General features: G+C 47.9%; 19 protein-coding genes. 10 read left to right on the top strand and 9 right to left on the bottom strand.

From position 1 onward, the window contains the following. Window positions 1-55: 55 nt before the first annotated feature. Window positions 56-448 (bottom strand): DUF423 domain-containing protein, encoded by a 393-nt coding sequence (locus BST85_RS13660; RefSeq protein ID WP_104813774.1) that lies wholly within the window; start codon window positions 446-448, stop codon window positions 56-58. A 68-nt stretch (window positions 449-516) separates the two neighbouring features. On the opposite strand from BST85_RS13660, the gene BST85_RS13655 reads away from it, so the two are divergent. Then, on the top strand, window positions 517-1,887 hold the full coding sequence (locus BST85_RS13655) for a saccharopine dehydrogenase family protein (protein WP_104813773.1): 1,371 nt from the start codon (window positions 517-519) through the stop codon (window positions 1,885-1,887). Between the two features lies 1 nt (window position 1,888). Here the strand turns inward: BST85_RS13655 and BST85_RS13650 are convergent, their stop codons facing one another. The 3 genes from BST85_RS13650 to leuS all read right to left on the bottom strand — a co-directional run bounded on the left by BST85_RS13650 (window position 1,889) and on the right by leuS (window position 5,747). Beyond that, window positions 1,889-2,578 (bottom strand): zinc metallopeptidase, encoded by a 690-nt coding sequence (locus BST85_RS13650; RefSeq protein ID WP_104813772.1) that lies wholly within the window; start codon window positions 2,576-2,578, stop codon window positions 1,889-1,891. 70 nt (window positions 2,579-2,648) lie between these two features. Beyond that, the gene (locus tag BST85_RS13645; RefSeq protein WP_104813771.1) at window positions 2,649-2,921 is read right to left on the bottom strand and encodes a SemiSWEET family sugar transporter; all 273 of its coding nucleotides are present in this window, start codon (window positions 2,919-2,921) and stop codon (window positions 2,649-2,651) included. Continuing rightward, window positions 2,922-5,747: a leucine--tRNA ligase gene (gene leuS, locus BST85_RS13640; RefSeq protein WP_104813770.1), complete on the bottom strand. Its 2,826-nt coding sequence runs from the start codon at window positions 5,745-5,747 to the stop codon at window positions 2,922-2,924. It abuts the gene before it with no gap. Between the two features lie 116 nt (window positions 5,748-5,863). Between leuS and BST85_RS13635 the strand changes: the two genes are divergently transcribed. The 6 genes from BST85_RS13635 to BST85_RS13610 all read left to right on the top strand — a co-directional run bounded on the left by BST85_RS13635 (window position 5,864) and on the right by BST85_RS13610 (window position 9,572). Further along, a complete protein-coding gene (locus BST85_RS13635) occupies window positions 5,864-6,742 on the top strand; it encodes a cell division protein FtsX (protein WP_104813769.1) in 879 nt (292 codons plus the stop codon). Beyond that, a complete protein-coding gene (locus BST85_RS13630) occupies window positions 6,726-7,067 on the top strand; it encodes a hypothetical protein (RefSeq protein WP_104813768.1) in 342 nt (113 codons plus the stop codon). The genes BST85_RS13635 and BST85_RS13630 overlap by 17 nt, the downstream gene beginning before the upstream one ends. 2 nt (window positions 7,068-7,069) lie before the next feature. Then, window positions 7,070-7,327 (top strand): DUF3098 domain-containing protein, encoded by a 258-nt coding sequence (locus BST85_RS13625; protein ID WP_104813767.1) that lies wholly within the window; start codon window positions 7,070-7,072, stop codon window positions 7,325-7,327. A gap of 6 nt (window positions 7,328-7,333) precedes the next feature. Further along, complete coding sequence (locus BST85_RS13620) at window positions 7,334-8,128, top strand: undecaprenyl-diphosphate phosphatase (protein WP_104813766.1); 795 nt, start codon at window positions 7,334-7,336, stop codon at window positions 8,126-8,128. Beyond that, window positions 8,119-8,814 (top strand): tRNA pseudouridine(55) synthase TruB, encoded by a 696-nt coding sequence (truB, locus tag BST85_RS13615; RefSeq protein ID WP_104813765.1) that lies wholly within the window; start codon window positions 8,119-8,121, stop codon window positions 8,812-8,814. The genes BST85_RS13620 and truB overlap by 10 nt, the downstream gene beginning before the upstream one ends. Window positions 8,815-8,879: 65 nt before the next feature. Beyond that, window positions 8,880-9,572 (top strand): hypothetical protein, encoded by a 693-nt coding sequence (locus BST85_RS13610; protein WP_104813764.1) that lies wholly within the window; start codon window positions 8,880-8,882, stop codon window positions 9,570-9,572. Here the strand turns inward: BST85_RS13610 and BST85_RS13605 are convergent. Further along, window positions 9,569-10,195 (bottom strand): thioredoxin family protein, encoded by a 627-nt coding sequence (locus BST85_RS13605; RefSeq protein ID WP_104813763.1) that lies wholly within the window; start codon window positions 10,193-10,195, stop codon window positions 9,569-9,571. The two genes, BST85_RS13610 and BST85_RS13605, sit on opposite strands and share 4 nt — an antisense overlap. Before the next feature lie 45 nt (window positions 10,196-10,240). On the opposite strand from BST85_RS13605, the gene BST85_RS13600 reads away from it, so the two are divergent. Genes BST85_RS13600 through BST85_RS13590 form a run of 3 tightly spaced genes read left to right on the top strand, consistent with a single transcriptional unit; the run spans window position 10,241 to window position 12,082 of the window. Then, a complete protein-coding gene (locus BST85_RS13600; RefSeq protein WP_104814019.1) occupies window positions 10,241-10,825 on the top strand; it encodes a DNA-3-methyladenine glycosylase I in 585 nt (194 codons plus the stop codon). Then, window positions 10,822-11,400 carry a hypothetical protein gene (locus BST85_RS13595; RefSeq protein ID WP_104813762.1) on the top strand — a complete coding sequence of 193 codons (579 nt, stop codon included), beginning with the start codon at window positions 10,822-10,824 and terminating at the stop codon, window positions 11,398-11,400. Before BST85_RS13600 ends, BST85_RS13595 begins: the two co-directional genes overlap by 4 nt. A gap of 19 nt (window positions 11,401-11,419) precedes the next feature. After that, on the top strand, window positions 11,420-12,082 hold the full coding sequence (locus BST85_RS13590) for a DUF2490 domain-containing protein (RefSeq protein WP_181040031.1): 663 nt from the start codon (window positions 11,420-11,422) through the stop codon (window positions 12,080-12,082). Here BST85_RS13590 and BST85_RS13585 read toward each other — a convergent pair. The 4 genes from BST85_RS13585 to BST85_RS13570 all read right to left on the bottom strand — a co-directional run bounded on the left by BST85_RS13585 (window position 12,079) and on the right by BST85_RS13570 (window position 16,458). Continuing rightward, window positions 12,079-13,821 carry an agmatine deiminase family protein gene (locus BST85_RS13585; RefSeq protein WP_104813760.1) on the bottom strand — a complete coding sequence of 581 codons (1,743 nt, stop codon included), beginning with the start codon at window positions 13,819-13,821 and terminating at the stop codon, window positions 12,079-12,081. The two genes, BST85_RS13590 and BST85_RS13585, sit on opposite strands and share 4 nt — an antisense overlap. 59 nt (window positions 13,822-13,880) lie before the next feature. Next, on the bottom strand, window positions 13,881-14,522 hold the full coding sequence (aat, locus tag BST85_RS13580) for a leucyl/phenylalanyl-tRNA--protein transferase (protein WP_104813759.1): 642 nt from the start codon (window positions 14,520-14,522) through the stop codon (window positions 13,881-13,883). Between the two features lie 171 nt (window positions 14,523-14,693). Then, window positions 14,694-16,067, bottom strand: a complete 1,374-nt coding sequence (locus BST85_RS13575) for a short-chain fatty acid transporter (protein WP_104813758.1) — start codon at window positions 16,065-16,067, stop codon at window positions 14,694-14,696. Between the two features lie 16 nt (window positions 16,068-16,083). Beyond that, on the bottom strand, window positions 16,084-16,458 hold the full coding sequence (locus BST85_RS13570; RefSeq protein WP_104813757.1) for a DUF3127 domain-containing protein: 375 nt from the start codon (window positions 16,456-16,458) through the stop codon (window positions 16,084-16,086). Window positions 16,459-16,463: the final 5 nt, after the last annotated feature.

The raw sequence follows: 16,463 nt of genomic DNA, 5'->3' as shown, positions 1-16,463 counted from the left end.
CGGCTGTAAAATTAAACATTCTAGTCAAGATAGGACCCCTGACCACCCCATTTATTCACCGGTTTTTCCACAGTCCAAATGCAAGATATCCCCAGCCAGCTATTAAAGCCAAACCCCCAATGGGTGTAACCGGGCCAAGAAATTTCAGATCCTCTCCGATCACCTCCGAAGTGGCTAAGAGATATAAGGAGCCGGAAAACAGCACCACCCCAAGCATCCAAAGGATGAAAGTTCGTTTTTTTACTGAATCACTTAGCCGGCCGCTCAGTCCAATAACCACTATAGCGAGACTGTGATATACCTGATAGCGAACACCTACCTCAAACGTATCCAGGGCTTGCGGATTGACCATACGCTCCAAACCGTGCGCTCCAAATGCGCCCAAGGCTATCGAAAGCGCCATCAAAATGGCCCCTGTTGTGCTAATTTTTGTGCTTAAATTATTCATGCTTACCCAGACATTTTAGTACATTCGTCCAACAAAATTCTACGTATAAATTTAACCAATTCGGATCGATGCGGAACATTTTAATCATTGGTGCAGGACGTTCTGCCACTAACCTCATCCAATACCTGCTCGATAGAGCGGAAAGCGAAGATCTTTTTCTGACCATTGGTGACTTGGATCCAACATCTGCCCAGAACTTGCTTCAAGGTCATTCCCGTGGAAAAGCCGTTCACCTGGATATCTTCCAGGCCGATCAGCGAAGGGAGCAAATTGGCAAGAGTGACCTGGTCATCTCCATGCTGCCGGCTCGCTTTCACATGGAAGCGGCAAAAGACTGCCTGGAATTGGGCAAACATATGGTCACAGCCTCTTATGTGAGCCCAGAAATGAAGGCACTTGATGAGGAAGCCAAGGAAAAAGGACTCATCTTTATGAATGAAGTGGGTCTGGATCCCGGAATCGATCATATGAGCGCCATGCAAGTGATTGACCGCATCAGAAACAACGGCGGTAAAATGTTGTTGTTCGAATCCTTTACAGGGGGTTTGATAGCCCCGGAAAGTGACGACAACCTGTGGTCATATAAGTTTACTTGGAACCCTCGAAATGTAGTCTTGGCCGGTCAGGGTGGAGCTGCCGAATTCATACAGGAGGGCACTTACAAATACATCCCTTACCACAGATTATTCAGAAGGACGGAATTCCTGAACATCGAAGGGCATGGTACCTTTGAAGCCTATGCCAACAGAAATTCCTTGAAATACAGGGAGATCTATGGCCTTCAAGATATTTTGACCTTATACCGGGGAACCATCCGCAGGGTAGGGTTTAGCAAGGCCTGGAATATGTTCGTACAATTGGGAATGACCGATGATAGTTACAGCATTCCTCATTCCGAGAACCTGTCTTACAGGGATTTTGTCAACCTCTTTTTGCCATATTCCCCTACAGATTCTGTCGAACTCAAACTGAGACACAACCTGAAGATCGACCAGGACGACCTGATGTGGGGTAAACTGATCGAATTGGACCTATTCAATTCCGAAAAACGAATTGGCATCCCCAATGCCACCCCGGCCCAAGGACTTCAAAAGATCCTAATGGACAAATGGACCCTCGATGCAGACGACAAGGATATGATCGTGATGTACCACAAGTTTGGGTACGAGCTCAATGGAGAAAGGAAACAGATCGATAGCAATATGGTCCTGATCGGGAAGGATCAAACCTATACTGCCATGGCCAAGACGGTCGGCTTACCAGTTGCAATTGCTGCTCTATTGATTCTGAACGGTAAAGTGCTGACCCATGGGGTCCAGATCCCGATCACCCAGGATGTTTACGAACCAGTACTTAGAGAACTGGCCCAACACGGCATAACCTTCCATGAGAATTTTGTGCCCTACCTGGGATATAACCCAAACAATACGGAAGGCTGATCTACCTGCGCCCCAGGAACATCATGATGAAGTAAACCAAGGTGGCCAACGAACCAAGGGCGGCTACCACATAGGTTCTGGCGGCCCATTTCAGGGCATCCTTTGCCCCGGCATACTCTTCCTGGGTCACCATGTTCTTTTCTTCCAACCAAACCAGAGCCCGCTTACTGGCGTCAAATTCTACCGGCAAAGTGATAAAGGCAAAGACTGTGGTCATCGCAAATAGCAAGATGCCTATGACAAATACAGTATTTCCTAATAAAGAACCCGAGGCCGAAAGGATGATACCGGCCATGATCACAAAATTGGACAGTCTACTGGAAATACTCACTGCCGGAACGATCTTAGACCGAAGCTGTAGCCAGGAGTAAGCGTTCGCATGTTGTACCGCATGCCCACATTCGTGAGCAGCCACTGCAGCGGCGGCGGCATTCCGTTGATTGTAAACCGCCTCAGAAAGATTGACGGTCTTGGTAGCCGGGTTGTAGTGATCGGTCAGCTGCCCGGGAGTCGAGATCACATCCACATCGAATATATTGTTGTCGGCCAGCATTCGCTCGGCCACTTCTTTCCCCGATAATCCGTTTCGCAAATGGATCTTGGAGTATTTCTTGAATTTTGTCTTCAGTTGATTGCTGACTCCCCAACTTACCAGGAAGATGAGTCCGGCCAGCAGATAATATCCCATCATAATTCTAAGCTTTTGCTAATTGAATATCAAAAATAAGGCCGAATGGATCAATCTGACAAACCGTCGGGAATTATCTTCTGAACTTGCCTATGAAAATGAACACCAGCATGATGAAGGTCAGCGTGGAAGCCACAATATTGGCCAGGATGATGGGGCGACTTTCAGTATAGATCCCATAGATCAACCACAGTACCGTTCCGCTGAAGAGGGCCAGATACATCCAAAATGACAGGCCTCCTACATCACGGGTTCGCCAGGTCTTGTAAACTTGAGGTACAAAACCGGAAGTGGTCAGCGCGGCTGCGATCAACCCAATGATCTCGATGACATCACCAGAAGCCAATTAACCGACGATATTGACGATCTTCCCGGGAACTACGATTACCTTCTTTGGTGTGCGGCCATCCAAGTACTGCTGAGTGCGTTCTTCTGCCATAACTGCCGACTCTATCTCATCTTTGGACAGATCCAGCGACAATTCCAGGGTAAAACGCATCTTTCCATTGAAAGAGATCGGATAGGCCTTGGTGCTTTCTACCAGGTGTTTTTGATCAAAGACAGGGAAAGTCGCCGTCGAAATAGATTCGTCATGACCTAGTCTGGACCACAGTTCCTCTGCAATGTGAGGAGCGTAAGGTGAGATCAGGACGACCATAGGTTTTAACACGGCTCTGGAGGAACACTTTTGTGAGGTCAGTTCGTTAACGGCTATCATAAAGTTGGATACCGTAGTGTTGAAGCTGAAATTCTCGATGTCGTCTTCCACCTTTTTGATGGTCTTGTGGAGGGTCTTCATGCTGTCTGCTGAAGGCTTTTCATCGCTTACCGCAAAGCTTCCTTCGACCCCTCCGTGATAGAGTTTCCAGAATTTCTTTAAAAAGCTGTGAACTCCGGTAATACCGGCTGTATTCCAAGGCTTGGCTTGCTCTAATGGCCCGAGGAACATCTCATACATGCGCAGGGTGTCGGCTCCGTACCGCTCGCAGATATGATCGGGATTGACCACATTGTACTTGCTCTTGGACATCTTCTCTACCTCCCTGTTTACCTTAAAGGAGCCGTCATCTTCGGTAATAAATTCCGCTTGCTCAAACTCCGGTCTCCATTTACGGAAGGCCTCTATATCCAATTCGTTGGAGGTGTTCACCATGAACACATCGGCATGAAGGGGCTGAGTCTTATAATTTTCCTTTTGGGAAGCTGTGACCAGCTTGTTCTGACCTTCCACCCGATAGACAAAAGCACTTTCGCCCAGAATCATCCCCTGGTTGATCAATTTCTTGGCCGGCTCATCCACCGGTAGATACCCTCGATCAAACATGAACTTGGTCCAGAAACGGCTATAAAGCAGGTGGCCGGTGGCGTGCTCACTACCTCCCAAATACAGATCGACCTGCTGCCAGTAGTTCAAGGCTTGCTGGGAGGCAAACTCCTTATCGTTGGTAGCATCCATATAGCGGAACATATAGCAACTACTGCCTGCCCATCCCGGCATGGTGTTCAATTCCAATGGGAATACGGTCTTATGATCGATCCGGTCATTACTGACCACTTCGCCTTTCTCTGTATCCCAGGCCCAAACCGTGGCTCGGCCCAAGGGCGGGTCCCCGTCCTCTGTGGGCAAATATTTTTCTACATCCGGCAAGGTCAAGGGTAAATACTGATCTTCTATCCGTTGAGGCAGGCCATCCTTGTAGTAGATCGGGAATGGCTCTCCCCAATAGCGCTGACGGCTAAAGACAGCATCTCTCAAGCGGTAGTTGATTCGACCTTCTCCCTGTCCTTTCTCCTCCAAAGCTGCTATCACCTTGGCCGATGCCTGGGCATAACCCAGACCATTGATAAAGTCCGAATTGGCAATAACCGTGTTCTCCTTGTCCGCAAATGCTTCCTCAGAAATATCGACACCCTCAAAAATGTTCGGGATCGGAATATCGAAATGCTTGGCGAAGTCGTAATCGCGTTGGTCTCCACAAGGAACGGACATCACTGCCCCGGTTCCATAGCCCGCCAACACATAATCCCCTATCCAGATCGGGATGCGATCTTCGGTAAAAGGATGAATGGCATAGGCCCCGGTAAATTCACCACTGATGGTCTTGACATCGGCCATCCGTTCCCGTTCGCTTCTTCGCGAGGTTGCCTCTACGTATGCGGCTATCGCTTCTTTTTGCTGTTCAGTTGTGATCTGGTCCACCAGATCGTGTTCCGGTGCCAGAGTCATAAAACTGACCCCGAAGATGGTATCCGGACGGGTAGTGAACACCTCGATGGTTTGATCCGATCCCTCTACCTGGAAGGTCACACTGGCTCCTTTGCTTCGCCCGATCCAATTGGTCTGAGACTCTTTAAGGGGTTGTGGCCAGTCTATAGTAGCCAATCCGTCCAATAAACGCTGGGCGTAAGCGGAGATCCGCATACTCCATTGGCGCATCTTCTTACGAACTACCGGAAAACCACCACGTTCGGAAAGCCCGTTGATCACCTCATCGTTGGCCAAAACGGTTCCCAACTCCGGGCACCAATTCACTTCGGTATCGGCCAAATAGGTGAGGCGATAATTAAGTAATAGTTGTTGTTTCTTTTCGCCTGAGAATCCGGACCAGTCTGATGCGGCAAATGCCGGAGTGTCGTCGTCACAAGATGCATCGAGTTCCTGGTTGCCACTTTTTTCGAAAATGGCAATTAGCTCCCTGATGGGCCGGGCCTTGTCCTGGGTATTGTCATACCAACTTTCGAACAACTGGCCGAAGATCCATTGGGTCCAACGGTAGTAAGCGGGATCTGAAGTTCTGACTTCCCGGCTCCAGTCAAAGGAAAAGCCCATCTTATCCAGCTGCGCCCGATACCGGGCTATATTCTCCTGGGTGGTCTTTCGCGGGTGTTGCCCGGTTTGAATGGCATATTGCTCGGCTGGGAGACCGAAGGAATCGTATCCCTGTGGATGTAAGACATTAAAGCCTTTATGCCTTTTGTAGCGTGCGTAGATATCACTGGCGATATAACCCAGGGGGTGGCCCACGTGTAAACCGGCACCGGATGGATAAGGAAACATATCCAGTACGTAGTACTTGGGTTTATCGGACTGATTCTCTGCCCGGAAAGTCTGGTTATCAGCCCAGTATTGCTGCCACCTGGACTCAATTTCGTTAAAGTGATACTTGCTCATGCCCGCTCCAATTTCAAGTGAGCAAAATTAAGCCTATTGTACGAAAGACAAAAGTTTAGACGTTAGTAAGTTCGGAAGGAAAAATCATTGTATTTTTAACCACATCACACCCGCTTATGGCCTCATCTTTCGAAAAATATCAACGCCGCCGTCTCTTTTCCTCCTATATCTCGGTCGTGGTCAGTATTTCTTTGGTACTTTTTTTACTCGGATTACTGGGTTTGCTGGTATTGAATACTAAGAACGTGGCCGATCATTTCAAGGAACAGATCGCCCTTTCGGTATACCTGAAGGACAGCGCCAAGGAGGTAGAGATCAACCAACTAAAGCAAAGCCTGGCCCTGGCGGAATACACCAAAAGCACCCAATACATTTCCAAAGAAGAAGCCGCCGAAGCGCACAGCGCTGATATAGGGGAAGACTTTATGGACTTTTTAGGGTACAATCCTCTGCAAAACAGTATTGATGTCTATCTGAAGGCCGATTTTGTCTCCCCGGAAATACTGGAGACCATTACCGAGGAGATCATGACCAAGGACTTTGTGGACGAGGTGGTTTACGACAAACCGCTGATCGCCTTACTGAATGACAACATCAAAAAGATCAGCTTCTGGATATTGGTACTCAGCGGGGTCTTTTTATTCATAGCGGTGCTGCTCATCAACAGTTCTATCCGCTTGTCGGTTTACGCCAAACGCTTCACCATTAAAACCATGCAGATGGTGGGCGCTACCAAACGCTTTATCCGAGGTCCCTTTATCTGGAGAAGCATCCGATTGGGATTAATTGGTGCTGCCCTGGCCATTGCCGGAATGGCAGGAGTGCTGTACTACCTGGACCAGAGTTTCCCGGAACTAGGCTTTACGGAAGACAGGGCGATGCTGGCCGGATTGGTCGGTTTTATACTGATCATGGGCTTTATCATAACCTGGATTAGCACCTTCTTTGCCACACAACGCTTTTTGAACCTGCGTACGGATGAGCTCTACTATTAAACCACTAATCGCTTTGTTGGTGTTGGCTTTGACAGCCAGCAGTTGTATTATTCACAATCCTCAACCGGAGGATTGTGAGCAGAAACAGATCGTGGTTCAATCCATTACCGAAGGATCAGCTTACGATATCGTATTTACAGAGGCGAATGGAGATTTTTACTATATCAACCGTGGCCTTGAACAGGGTCTGGACCTGACGCAATTACAGGATAAACTCTTGAATAAAAAGGTTAACTTGCACTTGGCTAAAACCATGGCCGGAACCTCCAACCACATTGCGCAATTAACGCTGGATGGAAGTATTGTTTTTACCGAATTTGACTAAGGATGGGAGAGAAAAAACGCAAGGAAGCAGCTAAACAGGCCAATTTCATTTTTTCAAAGAAGAACTATCGGTTCATGCTGATCGGGATCGGCTTCATTGCCCTGGGTTTCATTCTGATGATAGGCGGTGGCAGTGACGACCCTAACGTCTTTAACCCGGAGATCTATTCCTGGCGACGTATCCGTCTGGCACCTGCCCTGATACTGATCGGGTTTGGGATAGAGATCTACGCCATACTACTGAACCCAAAATCCAACTAATTTCCAATGGATAGTCTGGACGCCATCATCCTGGGTATTGTCCAGGGTCTGACGGAATTCTTACCCGTATCCTCCAGTGGCCATCTGGAACTGGGTAAGGCCCTGCTAGGGGATAATTCCCTGCCACAAGAAAGCCTGCTGTTCACAGTCGTGGTACACTTTGCAACGGCCCTGAGCACCATAGTGATCTACCGGAAGGACATCGTGGAAATTATTTCAGGTTTGTTGCAATTCAAAAACAATGAGGCCTTCCGGTTCTCACTGAAGATCGTGATCTCCATGATCCCTGCTGCCCTCGTGGGGGTGTTTCTGGAAGAGGAATTGGAGAGTCTTTTCTCCGGCAATATTGTCTTTGTCGGGGCTATGCTGATCGTTACTGCAGCCCTTCTGGCCTTTGCAGACAAGGCCAAGAACACCGGAAAGCCGGTGACCTATAAAAACGCCCTGGTGATCGGGATAGCACAAGCGGTTGCTGTATTACCTGGCATATCCCGTAGCGGAGCCACCATTTCCACCTCGGTCCTCTTGGGGAACGACAAGGGGAAAGCTGCTCGATTCTCATTCCTGATGGTAGTCCCTTTGATCTTTGGAAAGATCGGGAAGGATATCCTGGACGGAGCATTGAGCTCGGAGACCTCACAAACACTTCCTTTAATCCTTGGTTTTGGAGCTGCTTTCCTTTCCGGACTGGTTGCTTGTAACTGGATGATCCGCCTGGTGCGCAATAGCAAACTCACCGGATTTGCCATTTACTGCCTGGTGGTCGGGATTGGATCCATTGTCATCGGTTTATGGATATGAGCAAAGAACAATTCCTGGAGGGACAGGTACTGCTGATAGAAAAGCCGCTTAACTGGACATCCTTTCAAGTAGTAAACAAGGTGCGATGGTTGATCCGGAAGAGATTTGACCTTAAAAAGATCAAGGTTGGTCATGCGGGTACATTGGACCCCCTGGCCACCGGCTTGCTGATCCTGTGTACCGGGAAAATGACTAAAAGGATAGCCGAGTTCCAAGGGCAGGATAAGACCTATACAGGTTCATTTGTTTTGGGAGCCACCACCCCCAGTGCCGACCTGGAAACTGAGATAGACCAGCGTTTTCCAACGGACCATCTAAATGAGGATACCATCAAAGAAGCTGCTACGTCATTTGTGGGAGAGATCCAACAACAACCTCCCATATTTTCTGCTGTTAAGAAGGACGGAAAAAGACTATACGAACATGCCCGGAAAGGGGAAGATGTGGAGATCCCCTGGCGGACCATACAGGTGCATCGGTTTGACCTGACCCATTTCAATATGCCACAGGTCGATTTTGAGATCGAATGTGGCAAGGGTACATACATACGATCCCTGGCAAGGGACCTGGGCAAAGCTCTTGATAACGGAGCTTATTTGCAGTCCCTTCGACGGACCCGTATTGGGGATTTCAAGGTGGAGAATGCCTGGAATTTGGAAGATTTTGAACAGAAAATGAAATCCTAATCTCCTTATTTCCGAAATCAAAGGACAGTTTTTACGATCTTTAACCCTGAATATTAGCTCATTAGATGAACTTCAATTACTCATACAGAGCCTTTCTGATTGCCAGCCTCTTGGTCGGCAACCTGGTCTTGTTATTGGTGAGTATCAAGTTGAGAGACTATCCTGAGCAGGAAGAAGTAGCAGAATACGATATCGAGTACATCGACATCCCGGAAATTGAAGAAGAGGAACAGCAAAGCAGTTCATCCAAGGCTGACATCAGAACCAACCGCGCTTACAATGCCGATGCACGTTTTATCGCAGAGGCCGAGAACGACCGTCAGCAGATCAGCGAATCTACCCAGTCCATGTTGAACGAGATGAACGAGGCCATTGAGAACAGTTCTGCAGACTATGACAATCGGGCTGATGAAGTCAAACAACTTCAACAAGACCTGAAGAATTCTAAGCCAAGCTACCAGGACCAGAACAATGAACGCAATACTACACTCTCCTACCAGCTGAAGGACAGACGTGCAGTTGCACTCCCCAACCCGGTCTACACCTGTGAAGGTTTTGGGAAGGTAGTTATCTCTATAGTTGTAGACGGAAAAGGTGAGATCCGGGATGCTAAATTCAATCCCACCTTATCTACCACTACCAATCAATGCTTGATCGATAGTGCGTTGGACTATGCCCATCGCAGCATTTTTAGCAAAGAATTGTCCAAGGAAAAACAATTGGGTACCATCAGTTACAACTTCCCAGGACAAGATTAAGCGATCAGCTCGCTAAGATCTTGCATGGTGGTCAGTCCCTTGTCCTTATTGTACCAGCGTTGCAGGTCTTTCTTGAACTCTGCTGTCAGGCCACCGTGCTGTTTCTTGTACTCTCTGACCTGCTCATTGATCACACCAGGTCGAGGCCCCCAGCTCCCAACGATCTGACCACTTGTATTATCCACGACGATCAGGACGGGAATAGAGCGAGTCCCATCAAACAGAAAGGCATCCATCAGCTGCGGGTGTTGGTCTCTCAGTACAATTTTGATCTGGGCATCATCAGACAATTCCAGCAATCGCTGCATAACAGGAATGCTCTGTGCGGCGTCACCGCACCAGCTCTCTGTAATAACCAACCAACTGTGATCTGCATTGTAGGCACTGAAGTTCTCTTTGATCTCCTGTGGAATCTTCAGGGTCTTTCCCACCCGTTTGGCCCTGGCCCAATTCAGTTTGGTGTACTGCGCCATAGATTCTGAAGCATCCGGATAGGTACTGCTGTTACTTTGAACATGTTTTTCAAATAACTCCAGGTATTCATTAGAGCTCATGGCATTATTCAAAGCCTGAGCAACTAATTCTTCTCTTCGCTGTGTCGAAATTACTTGTGTGATATTCATAGGGTATCTGTCGTGAAAAAGTACAAAACTTACTACCTTGGAAACATGAGCAATTCCGAAGAACCAATCCGCTGCAGCTGGTGTGGCACGGACCCGCTTTATGTTGACTATCACGACCAGGAATGGGGCAGCCCGGTTCGTGATGATCAGACCTTGTTCGAGTTCCTACTAATGGAGACCTTCCAGGCCGGACTAAGCTGGATCACCGTGCTGAGAAAACGGGAGAATTTCCGCCGGGCCTTTGACGATTTCGACTACCAAAAGATCGCCCAATACGGTGAGGAGAAAATCGCTCAGTTACTGGAAGATCCGGGGATCATCCGGAATAAATTAAAGGTCCGCGCTGCAGTGAGCAATGCCCAGGCCTTTATACGGACCCAGGAAGAGTTTGGGAGTTTCTCGAGCTATTTTTGGGGCTTTACCGAGGGTAAGCCCATCGTGAATCAGTTCCTGGAAATGAAAGAGGTCCCAGCCAATACTCCGCTGAGCGACACTATTAGTAAAGATCTCAAGAAAAGAGGGTTCAAGTTTGTCGGAACTACAGTTGTCTACGCGCACATGCAAGCAACAGGGATGGTCAATGACCACATGGTTGGTTGTTTTAGGCACAATGAAGTTAAGGGCTTATGATAAGAACTCGTCTCCTGATACTCTTGTTTTTATTGACCAGTCTTTCGAGCCAAGCCCAAGCCAAGATGGAATTTGAAAAGCGGATTGACCGCTCCCAATTCCCAGCAACCGCACTTCAATGGTTGGACACGCATCCTGAGATCCCTGAGCAAGTTCGATATTATATAGAACAAGACGGACAGCAAACCAGTTACGAGGTCAAGTTTAAGGCCGAAAACAAGGTGTTCAGTATCGAATTCGACACAACTGGTAAGCTTTTGGATGTAGAAGTTCTAATAAGATATAAGACCATCTCCCCCGAAATTAGATCCAAGATCGCCGCCTATTTGGATAGTGGTTATAAACGTTGGCGAACGGACAGGGTCCAAAAACAATACACCTTGGCCGAAAATGGTAATGATGTATTGGAGAGGATTTTTCTAAGCGATCCAGGACTGATTAAGAACCTGGAACTTGAGGTCTCGGTAAGGGAAGAAGGCCTCACTAAACATTATGAACTCACTTTTGGCCCAACCGGGGAACTGATCGGCAAAAGAGCCATAGAAGGAATGACCTATGATTACAAGAAATTCTAGGATTATAGTCCTCTTTCTTTTGCTGTTATCTACTTTGATCCAAGCTCAATCTGATCCCTTCGTCTGGCAACCGGAAATAGATGTAAACTACCAGTTGAATCCAGATTGGAATTTCAATATGGGGATATCCTACAGATCCCAAGTTGACTTTGAACTGAGGAGATTTGACGGAGAAATCAGCAGCAGTCACATCCAGTGGGATGCTAAGGCCAATTACAGGACTGGCTTTAGAAGTCATATCGGGATGACCAGTATGTATCGCATCAACCAGATAGCGGATCGTCAGGCAGAGAATGAATTTCGCCTGAGTGAAGCCTATGCCCTAGATATCTCATTTGGCAAATTTAGCTTGGGAAATAGGCTGCAGGCAGACCAACGGTTTCGCTTTTCGACTACTTTATTCCGGTTTAGATACCAACTTTCGCTGGACTTTCCTTTGAGTGGGGAGCGATTGGACCCAGGAGAATTTTACACCATCTTCTCTACCGAGAGTCTACTTACTACGGCATCTGTCATAAGACCGTTATGGGATCAGCGGTTTACCGGCGCACTAGGTTACGAATTGAACAAACAATGGAAGCTCCAACTCAATTTTGAATTTAGGGCTGAGGGTTACAATAGGGGTTTGATACAGCGCTATTTTCTATATACCCGGGTTATCTATGCTATTCCTACTGGCTAACGCTTGATTAGCTGACGTGTAACCCGCCCGAAATCCCCTTCGAAAGAGACCATCAGTACTCCACTCCAGGATGGTTGTAGTTGCAGTTGGAATATTCCCTGGCTACCATCCAATTGGGTCTCCAGTAAGATCTGACCCAACATATTGCTTACCCTGACCTGCACCTGAGAGTTCAGGTTTCCAAGACGGAAATTGACCTGATCAGTTGATGGATTGGGATAAGGCGCCGAAATACGGCTTTCAGCCAATTCTGATGTTCCGAGTTGATCTGTTGTCATGGTCCAATACCCTTCAGGTGCTACGATCGGACGGCTGATCTCCTTGCCGGAATTGGCTTGGGCATGGATGTAATATTCGATATCGTCACTATCTGCAGCTATGCTAAGATCAGCGGTCCAGTTGTCGTCACCGGTAGAAGACATGGAGATCTCCGACCAATTGGTCTCATCCGCTTCCCGGTAAAAAACCGCTGCCTCATCTACCCCACTGTTGTGCTTGATCATGGCATTGAGCTCTACGGTTTCGCCATCGGCAGCTTCTGTTACCGGCTGATGCACGATCCACAATGGGTTTTCAACCCCTATAGTATGGGTTATACAGTGAATGGCTCCAACCAGGGAGATCAGGTTCTCTTCTGGATTGTCTACATCAATCCCTACGATATTGTATCCAGGCATCATTTGTTCCCACTGTTCCAAAGCGGGCCCATCAACTTCCGGCCTATAGGTAGGGATCAAAATGGTCTTGTTCAAAAAGAGGGCATTGGTATAGTTTCGGTAGTATCCGCCTGTATCCGGATAACTCCCCCCTGCACTAGGCGGAGCATCTATCCATTTCACATCGAATGGCGTACCGAAGGCAGACTGGAAATTATTCAATACATAATCGATATTCTCCTCGATCTGTGGCCCATCTGCTACTCCGTTGGGATAACGGCTCACCAACAAGGTCTGCTCGTCCAGCAGCTTCATATGCATGTCGATGTGGTTGATGATGTCAAATGGGAGTGGGGTCATTTTGATGTAATTCTCTATCCCCATATACTCGTTCATAATGGCATCGATCTGTTCTTCGGTCTTGGCGGAAACCCCGTATGGGTTGCCGGCTTCATTTTCCTCCAGGATCAGCTCTGATGCAAAGGCATTCCCTAGACCATCGCTCATGTAGTTGCCCCCTGTATTGACCAGGTCGTTGGTCCCTGAATCTGTAATATAGATAGGAAGCCCCAACAGGTTGGCATGGGCCGATGGTATTACATCGTCATTGGGTCGCGGCCGATTGTAGATCCAATCTACCAAAGCACGTTCTCCAACATCCTCAGTATAAACCGTATTTGCGGCATAATCCCGGATCCAGATACTGTCCCAGGGTACGTCCAGGAACTGAACATTGCTAATATCGACCCCATTGGAAGTCAAATAATTGGAGACAGAGGATTCGTTCTCGGTCACGATGATCACATTACATTCGTTCACCGCTGCTGCTACGATCTGTCTCAAAATATTGGGGAAACTCGGTTGCCAGGTTATTACCAGGTACTCTACTTCTTCCCACTCGGCCATAGCGCGCACGGCAGAAGCTGGAGGTGGAGTCCGATTGAGCGATCGGAACTGATAAGAAGGAATAAGGGCCTTTTCCACATCGGTCAAACCCTTGGGCAGAACCTCCTGGGCATAGGTGTTAAAACTAAGCATGCCGAACAGGGCAATGATCAATGGAGCGAAGTATTTCTTTTTCATAGTCGTTTAATCGAGTACACGAAGATACTTAAATTGAGAGAAATGTCTGATACTGATTATCAAACATTTAGATAGCTAATAAAGGCCGTGCGAGGGACGATCTCTACCCCCAGGCTAAGCAGATGATCATTGATGATCTGGCAGTCGATAAGCTTGTATTCTTTTGCCTTCAACTCCTGTGCCAGATAGAAAAGTGCCACCTTTGATGCATCACTTTCCAGGCTGAACATGCTTTCCCCACAGAAGACTTTTTGCTGGGGCAGATCAACCCCATATAGCCCGCCAACTAACTTACCTTCCTTCCAGATCTCGTAGGACTTGGCCATACCCTGCTGGTGTAGCTTCAAATAGGCTCTTATCATCTCTTCCGTGATCCAGGTGCCATCTTCCCCGGATCTTGGAATGGTTGCACAATGCCGGATAACTTCTTCAAAGGCCGTATTCCTTCTCAATTCAAAGTGACCCTTGTTGATGGTCCTTCTAAGTGACTTGGACACCTTGAGACGGTCCGGAAATAGAACAGCCCTGGGATCAGGGCTCCACCATAGGATTGGGTCCCCTGGTGAAAACCAAGGGAAAATACCGGATTGATACGCCAATTTAAGCCTGTCTACACTGAGGTCTCCACCCACAGCCAACAGACCCTCACTATTAGCCAGGTCGACGGATGGAAAAATCAGTTGTTTTTGAAGAAAAAACACGAAAAATGACTCATTTTGAGTGTTAAAAGGTCGATTTTTGTTGGTAAATCGTCAACTTTTTCAGATATTTAATAACTTTTTTGACACCTATTTTGTTCATCATTGTTTTTTGAGTTTGTCAAACAAGTTACCTTAACCACAAACTAACCTCGCTTCGGCGAGGTTAATTTGTTACAGGAGCCAAAGTCCTAGCAAAAACACCACTATTCCAACCAGCATCATCAGGAAGGTAAAAGGCAAAATCTCCCTGGCCTTAAGCCTTGTAATCCCCAATAATGGCAGTGCCCAGAAAGGCTGTAACATATTGGTGATCTGATCCCCATATGAAAGCGCCATAATGGCCTTGGGCAAAGGAACTCCTAATTGCAGGGCAGACTCCACCACGATGGGTCCCTGTACAGCCCATTGACCACCTCCACTCGGCACGAATAAATTCACCAAGCCAGCGCTGAAGAAGGTAAAGATGGGCATAGTGACCGGAGTAGCTATGGAAACAAAAAAATCAGATATCTGCACGATCATCCCACTATCCCGCATAATCCCCATGATCCCGAAGTATAGCGGGAACTGTATCAGTATACCCGAAGCCCCTCTGATCGCCTCTTCCAAGGCATTGAGAAAGGACCTGAAACTACCGTGCAAGATCAGGGCAAGCCCAAACATAAAGAAGTTAAGCAGATTGGGGGTAATGGCCAGTTCCTGCAGATCTTCGGCATAACGAATCCCAAAGGCAATGAGCACCAGTACTCCAAAACCCATACACAACCAACGAGACCTATCCGCACCATGGACAATACCATCGCCCATGTCGTCCGCTTGAGATCCCGAATAAATTGGAACCGAAGTGGGTGCGGTGCTACTCTTTTTGGAAAGCCACCACAAAAATGCGGGAATCAACACCAATAAAAGCCCAAAAAGAAGCAAATTGGAACCACTGAAAACGGTTTGACTGTACGAAATGAGGTCAGGAAGCACAGCCGCCTCCTGGGTTCCCACTCCTTCCATAAAACCCGCCAAGTGACCAGTTTCCGCAACCTTGGCAGGCGCAGAACCACTGATCCCTCCGTGCCAGATCATCATCCCAGCATAACCCGCAGCTCCGATCATGGGGTAGTTAATGGCAAAACCGCGTTGCTGTGAGGCCTCTGCCACTTTGCGGGCCAGGATAGCCCCGAAGATCAAGCCAAGCCCCCAGTTAAAAAAGGCGACCATCATGGTGGAAATACTGACCAGGACAACTGCCTGGGAGGTATTGTGCACCTTATCGGTAAGCGCCGTGATCAAGGTATTCATCGGTTTACTCAGAACCAGGATATGCCCGAGCACCAGTATGAGCATCATTTGGTAAGCAAATACCAGCAAGCCATTATTCCATATCCCCTTCTCCCAATAGGTTAAAATAGCCGAGAACTGGCTCCCGGTTTCCGGGGCCGGAGTAAAGAAATAGGCCAGCACCATGGTGACCAAGGTTAAGATCACGGCAATGGCAAAGGGTGAAGGCAAGAACCTTCTGAAAATAGTCTCTATTGTTCGGGTAACCGACACCGGCTAGGACACCCGATTAAAACGGCAGATCGTCGTGATCGTCGGGGTTCAGGTCCGTCGCGGGCTCAAAGGCATCCATAGGGGGCACCGGTGGCAAATCAGATCCAGCCTCTCCTCCTACTGCTTCTATGCGCCATCCAACCACAGAATTGAAGTACTTGGTCTCTCCCTGAGGGCTGACCCACTCGCGACCTCTGAGGTCTATGCTTACTTTTACTCCTTGCCCAACCTGATAGCTGTCCAACAGATCGACCTTGTCCTGAACAAACTCGATCAGTATGTGCTGAGGATATTGTTCTTCGGTGGTAACCACCATTTCGCGTTTTCTGAATCCGTTATTACCAAAGGTCTTGGTCTCATTGATCAATTTGATCTTTCCCTGAATCTCCATATAAA

The organism is Aureitalea marina (genome assembly GCF_002943755.1).
GTDB classification, from domain to species: Bacteria; Bacteroidota; Bacteroidia; order Flavobacteriales; family Flavobacteriaceae; genus Aureitalea; species Aureitalea marina.
Note: the sequence above shows the minus strand (reverse complement) of the source record. Positions and strands in the feature narration are given on the sequence as shown.

What these genes read in the sequence shown, in the direction of transcription:
- BST85_RS13660 (WP_104813774.1), bottom strand. Translation starts at nt 448, where the DNA reads ATGAATAATTTAAGCACAAAAATTAGCACAACAGGGGCCATTTTGATG.
- BST85_RS13655 (WP_104813773.1), top strand. Translation starts at nt 517, where the DNA reads ATGCGGAACATTTTAATCATTGGTGCAGGACGTTCTGCCACTAACCTC.
- BST85_RS13650 (WP_104813772.1), bottom strand. Translation starts at nt 2,578, where the DNA reads ATGATGGGATATTATCTGCTGGCCGGACTCATCTTCCTGGTAAGTTGG.
- leuS (WP_104813770.1), bottom strand. Translation starts at nt 5,747, where the DNA reads ATGAGCAAGTATCACTTTAACGAAATTGAGTCCAGGTGGCAGCAATAC.
- BST85_RS13635 (WP_104813769.1), top strand. Translation starts at nt 5,864, where the DNA reads ATGGCCTCATCTTTCGAAAAATATCAACGCCGCCGTCTCTTTTCCTCC.
- BST85_RS13630 (WP_104813768.1), top strand. Translation starts at nt 6,726, where the DNA reads ATGAGCTCTACTATTAAACCACTAATCGCTTTGTTGGTGTTGGCTTTG.
- BST85_RS13625 (WP_104813767.1), top strand. Translation starts at nt 7,070, where the DNA reads ATGGGAGAGAAAAAACGCAAGGAAGCAGCTAAACAGGCCAATTTCATT.
- BST85_RS13620 (WP_104813766.1), top strand. Translation starts at nt 7,334, where the DNA reads ATGGATAGTCTGGACGCCATCATCCTGGGTATTGTCCAGGGTCTGACG.
- truB (WP_104813765.1), top strand. Translation starts at nt 8,119, where the DNA reads ATGGATATGAGCAAAGAACAATTCCTGGAGGGACAGGTACTGCTGATA.
- BST85_RS13610 (WP_104813764.1), top strand. Translation starts at nt 8,880, where the DNA reads ATGAACTTCAATTACTCATACAGAGCCTTTCTGATTGCCAGCCTCTTG.
- BST85_RS13605 (WP_104813763.1), bottom strand. Translation starts at nt 10,195, where the DNA reads ATGAATATCACACAAGTAATTTCGACACAGCGAAGAGAAGAATTAGTT.
- BST85_RS13600 (WP_104814019.1), top strand. Translation starts at nt 10,241, where the DNA reads ATGAGCAATTCCGAAGAACCAATCCGCTGCAGCTGGTGTGGCACGGAC.
- BST85_RS13595 (WP_104813762.1), top strand. Translation starts at nt 10,822, where the DNA reads ATGATAAGAACTCGTCTCCTGATACTCTTGTTTTTATTGACCAGTCTT.
- BST85_RS13585 (WP_104813760.1), bottom strand. Translation starts at nt 13,821, where the DNA reads ATGAAAAAGAAATACTTCGCTCCATTGATCATTGCCCTGTTCGGCATG.
- BST85_RS13570 (WP_104813757.1), bottom strand. Translation starts at nt 16,458, where the DNA reads ATGGAGATTCAGGGAAAGATCAAATTGATCAATGAGACCAAGACCTTT.